The sequence below is a fragment of the Candidatus Komeilibacteria bacterium CG_4_10_14_0_2_um_filter_37_10 genome, assembly GCA_002793075.1.
Taxonomy (GTDB): domain Bacteria; phylum Patescibacteriota; class Patescibacteriia; order UBA1558; family UBA1558; genus UM-FILTER-37-10.
Window position 1 is genome coordinate 1 of sequence record PFPO01000060.1, and the last position, 11,093, is coordinate 11,093.

Annotated in this window: 19 protein-coding genes; all 19 read right to left on the bottom strand. The window is 38.3% G+C overall.

Annotated features, from left to right (window positions below; translation table 11 throughout):
- Positions 1 to 83: 83 nt before the first annotated feature.
- Positions 84 to 479: a 30S ribosomal protein S8 gene (locus tag COX77_03215; GenBank protein ID PIZ98846.1), complete on the bottom strand. Its 396-nt coding sequence runs from the start codon at positions 477 to 479 to the stop codon at positions 84 to 86.
- An 18-nt stretch (positions 480 to 497) separates the two neighbouring features.
- The gene (locus COX77_03220; GenBank protein ID PIZ98847.1) at positions 498 to 683 is read right to left on the bottom strand and encodes a type Z 30S ribosomal protein S14; all 186 of its coding nucleotides are present in this window, start codon (positions 681 to 683) and stop codon (positions 498 to 500) included.
- 9 nt (positions 684 to 692) lie between these two features.
- Positions 693 to 1,235 carry a 50S ribosomal protein L5 gene (locus COX77_03225; GenBank protein PIZ98848.1) on the bottom strand — a complete coding sequence of 181 codons (543 nt, stop codon included), beginning with the start codon at positions 1,233 to 1,235 and terminating at the stop codon, positions 693 to 695.
- Between the two features lie 2 nt (positions 1,236 to 1,237).
- Positions 1,238 to 1,546, bottom strand: coding sequence for a 50S ribosomal protein L24 (locus COX77_03230; GenBank protein PIZ98849.1), 309 nt, complete (start codon positions 1,544 to 1,546; stop codon positions 1,238 to 1,240).
- A gap of 9 nt (positions 1,547 to 1,555) precedes the next feature.
- Entirely contained in the window at positions 1,556 to 1,927 is a 372-nt protein-coding gene (locus COX77_03235; GenBank protein PIZ98850.1) for a 50S ribosomal protein L14, read from the bottom strand.
- A gap of 10 nt (positions 1,928 to 1,937) precedes the next feature.
- Positions 1,938 to 2,201, bottom strand: a complete 264-nt coding sequence (locus COX77_03240; GenBank protein PIZ98851.1) for a 30S ribosomal protein S17 — start codon at positions 2,199 to 2,201, stop codon at positions 1,938 to 1,940.
- A gap of 14 nt (positions 2,202 to 2,215) precedes the next feature.
- Positions 2,216 to 2,407: a 50S ribosomal protein L29 gene (gene rpmC / locus COX77_03245; GenBank protein PIZ98852.1), complete on the bottom strand. Its 192-nt coding sequence runs from the start codon at positions 2,405 to 2,407 to the stop codon at positions 2,216 to 2,218.
- A 1-nt stretch (position 2,408) separates the two neighbouring features.
- A complete protein-coding gene (locus tag COX77_03250; GenBank protein PIZ98853.1) occupies positions 2,409 to 2,825 on the bottom strand; it encodes a 50S ribosomal protein L16 in 417 nt (138 codons plus the stop codon).
- An 8-nt stretch (positions 2,826 to 2,833) separates the two neighbouring features.
- Complete coding sequence (locus COX77_03255) at positions 2,834 to 3,478, bottom strand: 30S ribosomal protein S3 (GenBank protein ID PIZ98854.1); 645 nt, start codon at positions 3,476 to 3,478, stop codon at positions 2,834 to 2,836.
- A 2-nt stretch (positions 3,479 to 3,480) separates the two neighbouring features.
- Complete coding sequence (locus COX77_03260) at positions 3,481 to 3,936, bottom strand: 50S ribosomal protein L22 (GenBank protein ID PIZ98855.1); 456 nt, start codon at positions 3,934 to 3,936, stop codon at positions 3,481 to 3,483.
- 6 nt (positions 3,937 to 3,942) lie between these two features.
- A complete protein-coding gene (locus tag COX77_03265; protein ID PIZ98856.1) occupies positions 3,943 to 4,236 on the bottom strand; it encodes a 30S ribosomal protein S19 in 294 nt (97 codons plus the stop codon).
- A gap of 23 nt (positions 4,237 to 4,259) precedes the next feature.
- Positions 4,260 to 5,099, bottom strand: coding sequence for a 50S ribosomal protein L2 (locus COX77_03270; protein ID PIZ98857.1), 840 nt, complete (start codon positions 5,097 to 5,099; stop codon positions 4,260 to 4,262).
- Positions 5,100 to 5,104: 5 nt separating this feature from the next.
- A complete protein-coding gene (locus COX77_03275) occupies positions 5,105 to 5,557 on the bottom strand; it encodes a 50S ribosomal protein L23 (GenBank protein PIZ98858.1) in 453 nt (150 codons plus the stop codon).
- Between the two features lie 5 nt (positions 5,558 to 5,562).
- Positions 5,563 to 6,192 (bottom strand): 50S ribosomal protein L4, encoded by a 630-nt coding sequence (locus COX77_03280; GenBank protein PIZ98859.1) that lies wholly within the window; start codon positions 6,190 to 6,192, stop codon positions 5,563 to 5,565.
- A 2-nt stretch (positions 6,193 to 6,194) separates the two neighbouring features.
- Complete coding sequence (gene rplC, locus COX77_03285) at positions 6,195 to 6,956, bottom strand: 50S ribosomal protein L3 (GenBank protein ID PIZ98860.1); 762 nt, start codon at positions 6,954 to 6,956, stop codon at positions 6,195 to 6,197.
- A 207-nt stretch (positions 6,957 to 7,163) separates the two neighbouring features.
- Positions 7,164 to 7,517: a 30S ribosomal protein S10 gene (locus tag COX77_03290; GenBank protein PIZ98861.1), complete on the bottom strand. Its 354-nt coding sequence runs from the start codon at positions 7,515 to 7,517 to the stop codon at positions 7,164 to 7,166.
- Positions 7,518 to 7,574: 57 nt separating this feature from the next.
- Positions 7,575 to 8,765: an elongation factor Tu gene (gene tuf / locus COX77_03295; protein PIZ98864.1), complete on the bottom strand. Its 1,191-nt coding sequence runs from the start codon at positions 8,763 to 8,765 to the stop codon at positions 7,575 to 7,577.
- A 187-nt stretch (positions 8,766 to 8,952) separates the two neighbouring features.
- Positions 8,953 to 9,309 carry a hypothetical protein gene (locus COX77_03300; GenBank protein PIZ98862.1) on the bottom strand — a complete coding sequence of 119 codons (357 nt, stop codon included), beginning with the start codon at positions 9,307 to 9,309 and terminating at the stop codon, positions 8,953 to 8,955.
- 54 nt (positions 9,310 to 9,363) lie between these two features.
- The coding region (gene fusA / locus COX77_03305; protein ID PIZ98863.1) for an elongation factor G at positions 9,364 to 11,093 on the bottom strand (1,730 nt) is incomplete at its 5' end.

Consider the following 11,093-nt stretch of genomic DNA (forward strand, 5'->3'; position numbering starts at 1 on the left):
GGCAAACTATCATTTCCGGAGAAACTTTAATTTCCACACCAGCGGGTAATTTAATAATTTGTTTTCCTACTCTTGACATATAATTACCAAATTTCACATATTAATTCGCCGCCAATTTTAGCGCGACGAGCTTCTTGATCGGTTTTTAAACCCTTAGACGTTGAGATAATCGCCATACCAACGCCATTCATAATGTATGGTATATAGTCGCCTTTGACATACAACCGCCGACCGGGCTTAGATAAACGACGCATATGGCCAATGGCTGATTGACCATTTTCATATTTCAGCTCAGCTAATAATATCTTAAAACCATTTTTCTCGCCAACTTTAACATCAGTCAAATAACCTTTTTTAACTAGGATTTGCAAAATTGAATATTTAATTTTAGACCAAGGTATTTCCACCTCGCTCTTCTTGACTGCCAGTGAATTTCTCAATCTGGCTAACATGTCAGCAATCGGATCAGTTAATGTCATAATGATTTTATATTAATATTACCAACTTGATTTCTTAATACCGGGGATTGCGCCCTGTGAAGCTAACTCACGAAAGCAAATGCGACACAGTTTAAAATCCCTCATGTAACCACGGCGTCGACCACAGCGCCAGCAGCGATGAACCTCACGACAGGAAAATTTTGGTTTATTTTGTGATTTTACTATTTCCGAAGTTGTTGCCATATTTTAAATTTATTTCTTAAAAGGAAATCCTAATAATTGAAATAGTGCTAATCCTTCGGCTCTTTGCTGAGCGGAAGTCGTGATACAAATCTCCAGTCCATGCAAACGTTCTACTTCATCAGATCTGATTTCCGGAAATACAATATGCTCTTTAAAGCCTAAACTCATATTACCTTGACGGTCCAGTAGTTTTGTTGAATCTAAGCCATGAAAGTCACGGACGCGGGGTAAGGAAACATGAATCAACTTGTTTAAAAAATCAAACATGCGAGCACCACGGAGAGTAACTTTATAACCAACAACTTGCCCCTCTCTTACTTTAAAAGCGGAAATGGATTTTTTTGCTTTGGTAGGTGCTGGTTTCTGACCAGTAATACGAACTAAGGTGCTCTCCACTAGCTCAAAAAACTTAGCGTCTTGCAAGCCGCGACCAGCGCCAATATTTACGGTAACCTTCAAAATTTTTGGTACCGCTAATTTATTTCGCCAATTAAAGGTCTTCATTAATTGAGGAACGACTTCCTTTTCATATTTTTCTTTGACTAACATCATATTTATATTTCCTCTCCAGTTTTCTTACTAATTCTAATTTTCTTACCATCGGCCAGGGTTTTATGACCAACTCTGGTGATCTGACCGGTTCGCGGATCAACGATCATGACTTTACAAGCACGCATTGGTGCCGGTACTTCAATCCGTTGTCCTTTTTCACCTTGACGTCGGGGACGCAAGTGTTTCTTGCCAATATTTAAACCCTCAACAACGACTTTTTCCAGCGCCGGTAAAACTTTCAGCACTTTTCCTTTTTTGCCTTTGTCTTTACCGCTGATTATTTGAATTTGATCACCTTTTTTGATATGCATATATTTTTTCTAAATAACTTCTGGTGCTAAAGAAACAATTTTGTTAAAACCCTTGGTCTTTAATTCTCTCGCTACCGGTCCAAAAACGCGCGAACCTTTAGGTTCATTATTCTTTTTATCAATAATCACCGCCGCATTTTCATCAAAACGTAAATAAGTACCATCAGTACGTCTCATTTCCTTTCTTTGACGCACGATCACCGCAGTCACAACTTCGCTTTTCTTCACTAAACCATGAGGTTGTGCTTCTTTGACTGTAGCCGTTACTAAATCAGCTACTCGGCCATAGCGTTTTTGATAACCACCGTGCACGCGAATCACTTTGAGTCTCTTAGCACCGCTATTATCAGCTACTTTTAACCATGTTCCCATTTGTATCATATATTCTGTCTTACTTTACTTTATTGATAATAATCCATCTTTTATCTTTGGAAATTGGACGACATTCTTCAAATATTACTCGATCGCCTTCCCGGTATTTATTTTCTGGATTGTGACATTTGAACTTGGTCGTAACCAAATAACTTTTTTTGTATTTAGCATCGGTCTTCTTGGTAACAACTTTAACCACTGCTGTTAATGCCATCTTGGCAGAAACAACTTGTCCCTGAAATTTTCTTGTAACTACTGGCTTGGTTTCTTGTTCCTTGTTCATATGCTTAGACTGAATTATTTTTTAATTAATTCTTTAATTACTGTCAAAATACGAGCAATATCTTTTTTCACAACTCTAATTACTCGCAAATTTTTCAATTGTTTGTTACTCACCGAAAAACGCATTTCTCGCAACTCTTCTCGCTGATGAGCGAGCTCGGTCTGCAAAACGGACATTTCTTTTTTTCTTAACTCTTTTAAATCCATATTATTTATCTAATTTAGTAACAAATTTGGTTTTTACAGGCAATTTATAACTGGCCAATTTGAACGCTTCTTGTGCTTCTTTTTCTTTAACACCACTGATTTCAAATAAAACCGTACCTGCCTTTACCTGTACCACATAATGATCAACAGCACCCTTGCCACTACCCATCGGTACTTCACTACCTTTAGCTGTTACTGGCCGATCGGGAAAAACACGAATCCAAATTTTTCCGCCTCTTTGCACATAACGACTAATAACGCGTCGGGAAGATTCAATCTGTCGGGCGGTAACTTGGGCTTTGCTAATAGCTTTCAAACCATAATCACCAAAAGCGACAAAAGTAGTGCGCGTTGCGCGACCCTTAATTTGATCCGTGCGATGCCATTTTCTATGTTTTACTTTTTTCGGTGCTAACATATCAAAAATTATTGCTTATTATTAAATATTTCACCTTTATAAACCCAAACTTTAATACCGATCTTACCAAATGTTGTTTGTGCGTGGCTGCGGGAATAATCAATATTAGCTCTTAAGGTATGTAAAGGAATTTTGCCATTAGCAAATACTTCAGTACGAGCAATTTCAGCGCCATTAAGGCGTCCACCGACGGAAATTTTGATACCCAAGGCGCCAGCTTTCATTACGCGATCAACAATTTGTTTGGCGACACGGCGAAAAGGAATTCTTTTTTCTAAATCACCGGCAATGCTTTGCACGATGATTGGTGCTGACAAATTGGCATTCTCCACTTCTTTGATATTAATCTTAACTGCTATCTTGCCATTCAATAATTTACTGTGGATTTCTTTTTTGATTTCTTCAATTGCTTGACCGCCCCGGCCAATAATAATTCCCGGCTTAGCAGCGGTAATATCAATTGTCATATCACTACCGTTACGACTTATTTCAATCAAATCAAGACCGGATTCTTTTAGTTTTTTTTGCAAAAACTTTCTAATCTGAAGGTCTTCTTTTAAATACTCAGCAAAATTCTTCCGGGCAAACCATTTGGATGGCCAAGTTTGAATAATTCCGAGACGTAATGATTTTGGATTTACTTTATGACCCATAATTATTTTTTAAACGGTAATTTAATGCTCTTTTTCTCCTTCGTATCTGGTTTTTTCTTATTTATTTTCTGAGCGCTAGTTGTTTCTTTTTTAGCTATTTTTTCTTTTTTAACTTTAGCATCAGAGGCTTGATCTTGCAAATATATCGCAATATGCGTCAACGGCTTTCTAATCAAACTGGCACTGCCATGAGCTCTGGGCATATGTCTTTTCAAAACCGGTCCGTTGTCGGCAGTAATCCGAACAATCTTGAGATTTTCGGACTTCAAAGAAAAATTATGTTGCGCATTGGCAATGGCGCTATTTAATAGTTTCAAAACCGTTTTGGCGGGTTTACTTGGAGAAAATCGGAGAATAGTAATGGCTTCATTAACCATTTTGCCACGCACCATATTAATCACCAGCCGACTGCGTCGGGAAGATAATCTTTGATGTTGTGCTATTGCTTTAATATCCATATATGATTATTTAGTTGTTGCTGTTTTGGCTTGCTCTTTAGCTATCTTACCACCGTGAGAGATAAATTTACGCGTTGAGGCAAACTCACCAAGTTTATGACCCACCATATTCTCGACAATAAATACTGGGACATGATCTTTGCCATTATGAACGTGAATAGTGTAGCCAACCATCGTTGGGGTGATCGTGCAACTACGTGCCCAGGTTTTAATAATATTTTTATCGCCAGGCTTAACCTTGCTCAATTTCTTGAGTAGCTTTTCATCAATATAAGGTCCTTTTTTTAAGCTTCTAGCCATATTATTTTAATGATTTAATTAGTTTATTTTCGTTTTGATCTTCTTTGAATAATCAACTTGGTGGAAAACTTCTTCGTGTTTCTTGTTTTCACACCCAGTGCTGGCTTACCCCAAGGAGTTTTAGGATGAACCAAACCAATAGAATTCTTAGCCTCACCACCACCATGGGGATGATCAACTGGATTCATTGCTTTACCACGAACTGTTGGTTTGATTCCCAGGTGTCGCACTCGTCCTGCTTTACTCCATCTAATATTACGATATTCTTGATTTGATACCTGACCTAAAGAAGCTAAACATTCCTTGACAACTTTACGTACTTCACCTGAGGGCAAACGCAAAGTTGCATATTTGCCTTCCACGACCATCAAAGTCGCTCCGGTACCGGCACCGCGTACCATCTTCCCGCCACGACCCGGTTCAATCTCAATATTATAAACCATTTGTCCAGTGGGAATTAACTCTAATGGGAAACGATTACCAACGCCTAAACTAAACTTAGTTCGTGAGGTAATGACCTGATCATTAACTTTCATTTTTTCCGCAGCTAAAATATAACTATCTACGCCACCCTGATATCTGATTAAAGCTAGCTTGGCATTACGAATTGGGTCATACTCAAACTGTAAAATCTTAGCCGGAACATCATAACGTAACTGTTGAAAATCTACCATCCGAACAAACTGTTTATTACCACCACCAATGTGACGCACAGTAATTTTGCCCTGGTTGTTACGACCACCGGTTTTCATCCGACGATAGCGCAGGTTTTTATTCTGTCGTAGCTTTTTACTAACATCAGTAACCATAGAAGACATGTGTCTTCTGGCTGGGGTTGTTGGTTTGTATAGTTTAATAGACATTTTATTTATACTCCTTCGTAAAGCTCAATTGCTTGTCCCTTTTTTAAAGTCACAATGGCTTTTTTTGTGGCCTTTGTTCTGCCCATAATTCGGCCAAAACGCACTTTTTTACCATCATTATTAATAATATTAACCTGGATAACGGAAACGCTATATAATTTCTGAATGGCTTTCTTAACTTCGTACTTATTAGCATCTGGTGCCACTAAAAATATATATTTATTCTCAGAACCTAAATAGGTAGCTTTCTCAGTAATAATGGGTTTTAATAAAAAACGATAAGCTAGTGCTGTATCACCCTTTTTCTTCTTGGCTACTTTTTTGGCTCCACTAGCGACAGCTTCCTTTTCCTTTTGCTCTTGCAGCTGAGCTACTGTTAAATCCTTGGTTACTGGTTGTACAGCATTCCGTAAATCCTTCTTTTCGCCAGCTTTTTTAAATTTATCTAAAATACTCATAATCTTTAACGGTATAATTTTTTAATAACCTCTAAACCCTTCTCAGTAGTCAATAAGTATGGGTACTTGAGTAAATCTAAAACATTTAAACTGCTAGCCGGCAAACTCATTGCCCAACTCAGGTTGGTAATGGCGCGTTGCACATTCTCTTTCTTACCGGCCAAGGCCACGATAATCTTTTTTTCACTGCCTAAAATATTTTTTAAAATTGTTACTAAAGATTTGGTTTTGGCCTCTGTCAGATCTAAATTATCCACCACGATAAAATGATCACAAGCTACTTTGTTACTTAATATCATCTGCAAAACTGAACGTTTGGCTTTATCGTTTACCTTGCGTTCCCAATTGCGATCTTTGGTTGGTCCAAAAACTACACCACCGCCACGCCACTGTGGAGAACGAATAGATCCTTGCCTGGCTCGGCCAGTACCTTTTTGCTTCCAGGGTTTACGACCACCACCACGTACTTCGCTGCGGCCTTTGGTGTGGGCCAAAACTTGTCGTTTATTACTATTTAAAATATCAACAACTTCTTTAATTAATTTCTTATTAGTTTTTACATTAAAAATATTCTCTGGTAATTCTACCGATTTGATTTCTTCCCCTTTTAAATTTTTTACTTTGATGGCCAACATATTTATTCTTTAGTTTGGTTATCAACTAGCTCTTCCTTTTTTTCAACCTCAATAACGGGCTTATCTGGCATTACCACTTCGGAGTCAGCGCTTGCTGCCGGAACTTCGGCTACTGGTTCGCTAACAATAACTGGCTCAATTGATTCTTCAGTAGTATTTTTAGTAATATTACCTTCGCCTTGTACATATAAGACACCGTTACGCGCACCAGGGACTGCTCCCCGGACATAGATAATATCACCATCAATTCGCACTATTTCTAAATATTTAGTTGTTATTTGATCGTCGCCCATGTGACCACCCATCCTTGTGCCTTTGAAAACATGTTGAGGTTCACCAGCGCCAATAGCACCAGGCATCCTTAACTGATCTTTGTGACCATGAGTTGCTGGATGTCCATGAAAACCCCATCTTTTAACAACGCCCTGAAAACCTTTACCTTTTGATGTGCCAGTAACTTGAACCTGATCACCGACAGCAAATACTGCTGCTCCCCAACTGTCGCCAACATTTAAATTTTGATCACTTAAAAAAAACTCCTTCAAATAGCGGAATTTCTTACCACCTAAGTGACCCAATACTGGCTTGGTGACAAAACGACGAAAACCACTACCAACCTGTACGGCTTGATAATGATCTTGATCAACTGTCTTGACCTGGGTAACGGTATTTTTATCAACTTTAATCATACTGGCGGGAACTGCGTCACCAGTAGCCAGGAAAATCTGTGTCATACCTATTTTTTTTGCAATTACTGCTTTCATAATTTTACTAAGCAAAAACCGCGATTAACCGCTATTTACTTAAAGAATCGTGTATTCTAAATAAACAATGGCTAGTCCCGGTTGCCCAAAAGCTATATAAATTTGAGCTATATCTATTTAATTCTTAATTTTTCCTTAACAATTAGGTAATCGCTAGCCTGGCACTACCACAAAATTTTGTGGGTTACCAAGTAACGTTAGATAATATTATATCATTTTTATTTCTATGTCAACGCCAGCTGGTAGATTTAAATTCATTAAAGCGTCAACCGTTTTCGGCATCGGGGCAAAAATGTCAATTAATCTTTTGTGGGTGCGCATTTCATACTGATCACGAGAGTCTTTATGAACGAAGGTGGACTTCAAAACTGTATATTTTCTCTTGTTGGTCGGTAAAGGAATTGGACCTACAACCTTAGCACCGCTACGAATAGCTGTGTCAATAATAGTTTTGGTGGATTGATCAATCACCTTATGATCATAAGCACGTAACTTGATTCGGATTTTTGTTTGACTTTCCTCTTCAACGATATTAATTTTTTCCTTAACTTTTGTGGTCATAAAAATATTGCTATTCCGCCCTGCACCATGCGGTGCAGGGCGGATTAAAATCAGTACTTAGTTAATAATCTTGGTTACGACACCAGCGCCAACAGTATGGCCACCTTCACGAATAGCGAACTTCTGCTTTTCTTGCAAAGCAATAGGGTGAATTAATTTAATCTTCAAATTCACGGTATCACCAGGCATTACCATCTCGGTACCAGCTGGTAAATCGGTAACATCGCCAGTAATATCAGTGGTGCGAATATAAAACTGTGGCTTATAACCCTTAAAGAATGGGGTATGACGTCCGCCTTCTTCTTTGGATAAAATATAAACCTCAGCGTCAAATTCAGTATGTGGTGTAATAGTTCCGGGCTTAGCAATGACCTGACCTCTTTCGACATCAGTTTTCTTCAAGCCACGAATTAAAATACCTGCATTATCTCCGGCACGACCTTCATTCAATGATTTGTTAAACATTTCAATACCAGTAACGATTGTCTTCTGGGTATCACGAACACCAACGATTTCTACTTCTTCGTTGATATTAATAACGCCTCTTTCAATTCTACCAGTGATCACAGTACCGCGACCTTCAATAGAAAAAATATCTTCAATCGGCATTAAGAATGGTTTGTCAGTATCACGAACTGGCTCAGGAATGTAGGTATCTAATTGATCAATTAGCTCTAAAACTTTTTTCGCATCATCGCCAGTTGGATTTTCTAATGCTTTTAGTGCACTACCGCGAATGATCGGAGTTTTATCGCCAGGAAATTCATACTTTTTTAATAAATCACGAATTTCTTCTTCCACTAAATCAATTAATTCTGGATCGTCTACCTGATCAACTTTATTCAAAAAGACGATGATATATGGCACGCCTACTTGGCGAGCTAACAAAATATGCTCTCTGGTTTGTGGCATTGGGCCATCAGCAGCAGAGACTACTAAAATTGCGCCGTCCATTTGAGCGGCACCAGTAATCATATTTTTGATATAGTCAGCGTGACCAGGACAGTCAATATGAGCATAGTGACGAGTGTCACTTTCATATTCCACATGCGCAGTAGCAATGGTAATACCACGCTCGCGCTCTTCCGGAGCAGCATCAATAGAGTCAACTCCTTTGTCTTGTGCTTTTTTACCAGCAGCTATTAAACATTTTAAAATTGCTGCAGTTAGTGTTGTTTTACCATGATCGACGTGACCGATGGTACCGACGTTTACGTGTGGCTTGGATCTATCAAATGCTTCAGCCATATTATTATCTATCTCCATTTGCATCAATATTACCCAATTGATGCTTAAATTAATATTTTAATAATTAAATAACGAGAAAATTATAACACGTGTTTCTATTCTTGGCAAGGGTATTTTAGTGTTTATTTTTTTATTATTATTTCTTTCTAATATTAGCCAAATAATACTACCCATTGTGCCTTTTTATCTAATCCTCTACTTCCTGAAAAAAATAATCATTTTCCTTCTGATCAACTTCACTCGTTGGCACCGGTCGATCGTATTCAACGTTAAATCCACTCTTATTAGCAATGATGTCACGAATAGATAGCGGATGAACATTATTTCGCTCAGTATTTACTGGCTTAACAACGGCAGAATTATTAATAACCATTTTGTTGTTTTTGGGTTCAATGTGCTCATACTTTTCTCTGACTGTTGGCTGAGATTTTGTCTGACAATATGCTTGATAATCCATCATAACTACTAATTGACCGTTTATTTCCAGAATAAACTTATCATCATTATCTTTTAAAATTTCAGCTATTTTTACTAAATCTATCATAAAATAATTGTTATTAGTGAGTTGATTTTATAATCAATTACTAACTGTGTCAAATTACTTATTTTTTTCTAAAATCTTCATTTCGACATTTTTTGGTACTTCCATATACTTACTGAATTCCATACTGGAAGAAGCTCGTCCCTTACTCAAGGAACGCAAAATGGTAGTATAACCAAACATCTCGCCCAATGGTACGTCAGCAGTAACAACTTTCATTTGCCCACGGTCAGTCATATCTTTTATTTGCGCTCGACGAGAGTTTAAATCACCAATGACATCACCCATATATTCCTCAGGGGTCACAACCTCAACCTTCATGATTGGTTCTAATAGAACCAAGCCAGCAAGTCTGGTAGCTTCCTTGAAAGCCATGGAACCAGCGATCTTAAAAGCTGCTTCCGAAGAATCAACGTCGTGATAAGATCCATCAAATAGAGAAACTTTCACGTCAATTAAAGGATAGCCAGCCAAAACACCATTAACCATAGTTTCTTTCACACCTTTTTCAATGGCAGGAATGTACTCTTTAGGAATAACGCCACCCTTGATTTTGTCAGCAAACTCAAAGCCTGCTCCTCTTTCTCGCGGCTCTACTTTCAACCAGCAATGACCATATTGACCACGACCGCCTGATTGTCTGATATATTTTCCTTCAGCTTCGGCACTACCTTTAATTGTTTCTTTATAAGCCACTTGCGGAGCACCAACATTAGCTTCCACTTGAAATTCACGACGCATACGATCAACGATGATATCCAAATGCAATTCGCCCATACCGGAAATAATAGTTTGCAATGTTTCTTCATCAGTATGAATACGAAAGGTTGGATCTTCTTCAGCAAGTTTAGACATTGCCATGCCCATTTTTTCTTGATCAGCTTTGGTTTTGGGCTCAATTGCCACAGCAATAACTGGCTCCGGAAAAATAATGGATTCTAATACCACTTGCTCATTTTCATCACAAAGGGTATTGCCGGTAGTTGTGTCTTTCAAACCGACCACGGCAGCAATTTCACCAGCATAAACTTCGGTGACATCTTCACGGTGATTGGCGTGCATCCGAACAATACGACCAACTCTTTCTCTGTTACCTTTTGATGAATTATAGACATATGTTCCCGACTTGATAACACCAGAATAAACGCGAATAAAACATAATTTTCCCACATAAGGGTCGGTAGCAATTTTAAAAGCAAGAGCGGCAAGTGGCTGATCATCGTCAGCCAAACGAACAATCTTAATATTTTCATCTAGTGGGTCATGGCCTTCCAGCTCGGGAACGTCAAGTGGTGATGGCAAATAATCAATAACAGCATCCAATAAAAATTGAATGCCTTTATTTTTCAATGCGCTACCACAAAAAACAGGATACAAAGCGCCTTTAATCACAGCTTTTCTCAATACCGCGTTGAGTTCATCCAGCGTTGGCTCTTGACCAGCTAAATATTGCTCCATTAATTTATCATCATTTTCCACAATCGCTTCAATCAGACGAGCCCGATGCTCTTCTACTTTATCTTTCATGTCGGCTGGCATTTCCACTTCCTCAACGTCTTTGCCCAGATCGTCATTATATAAATAAGCTTTTCTTGTAAATAAATTAACTAATCCCTTAAAAGTTTCGGCGGCGCCGATGGGTAACTGAATCGGTAGGGCTTTTTTGGTTAAACGATCGTGAATGGTTTTCAGATCAAAATAAAAATCAGCACCCACACGATCCATCTTATTAATAAAACAGATACGCGGTACATTATATTTATCAGCTTGATGCCAAACGGTTTCGG

Bases quoted from the DNA above. Each gene is read 5' to 3' on its own strand.
- COX77_03270 (PIZ98857.1), bottom strand. From the start codon at position 5,099: ATGTCTATTAAACTATACAAACCAACAACCCCAGCCAGAAGACACATG.
- COX77_03265 (PIZ98856.1), bottom strand. From the start codon at position 4,236: ATGGCTAGAAGCTTAAAAAAAGGACCTTATATTGATGAAAAGCTACTC.
- COX77_03230 (PIZ98849.1), bottom strand. From the start codon at position 1,546: ATGCATATCAAAAAAGGTGATCAAATTCAAATAATCAGCGGTAAAGAC.
- COX77_03255 (PIZ98854.1), bottom strand. From the start codon at position 3,478: ATGGGTCATAAAGTAAATCCAAAATCATTACGTCTCGGAATTATTCAA.
- tuf (PIZ98864.1), bottom strand. From the start codon at position 8,765: ATGGCTGAAGCATTTGATAGATCCAAGCCACACGTAAACGTCGGTACC.
- COX77_03290 (PIZ98861.1), bottom strand. From the start codon at position 7,517: ATGACCACAAAAGTTAAGGAAAAAATTAATATCGTTGAAGAGGAAAGT.
- rpmC (PIZ98852.1), bottom strand. From the start codon at position 2,407: ATGGATTTAAAAGAGTTAAGAAAAAAAGAAATGTCCGTTTTGCAGACC.
- COX77_03240 (PIZ98851.1), bottom strand. From the start codon at position 2,201: ATGAACAAGGAACAAGAAACCAAGCCAGTAGTTACAAGAAAATTTCAG.
- COX77_03250 (PIZ98853.1), bottom strand. From the start codon at position 2,825: ATGTTAGCACCGAAAAAAGTAAAACATAGAAAATGGCATCGCACGGAT.
- COX77_03235 (PIZ98850.1), bottom strand. From the start codon at position 1,927: ATGATACAAATGGGAACATGGTTAAAAGTAGCTGATAATAGCGGTGCT.
- COX77_03280 (PIZ98859.1), bottom strand. From the start codon at position 6,192: ATGTTGGCCATCAAAGTAAAAAATTTAAAAGGGGAAGAAATCAAATCG.
- rplC (PIZ98860.1), bottom strand. From the start codon at position 6,956: ATGAAAGCAGTAATTGCAAAAAAAATAGGTATGACACAGATTTTCCTG.
- COX77_03225 (PIZ98848.1), bottom strand. From the start codon at position 1,235: ATGATGTTAGTCAAAGAAAAATATGAAAAGGAAGTCGTTCCTCAATTA.
- COX77_03215 (PIZ98846.1), bottom strand. From the start codon at position 479: ATGACATTAACTGATCCGATTGCTGACATGTTAGCCAGATTGAGAAAT.
- COX77_03300 (PIZ98862.1), bottom strand. From the start codon at position 9,309: ATGATAGATTTAGTAAAAATAGCTGAAATTTTAAAAGATAATGATGAT.
- COX77_03260 (PIZ98855.1), bottom strand. From the start codon at position 3,936: ATGGATATTAAAGCAATAGCACAACATCAAAGATTATCTTCCCGACGC.
- COX77_03275 (PIZ98858.1), bottom strand. From the start codon at position 5,557: ATGAGTATTTTAGATAAATTTAAAAAAGCTGGCGAAAAGAAGGATTTA.
- COX77_03220 (PIZ98847.1), bottom strand. From the start codon at position 683: ATGGCAACAACTTCGGAAATAGTAAAATCACAAAATAAACCAAAATTT.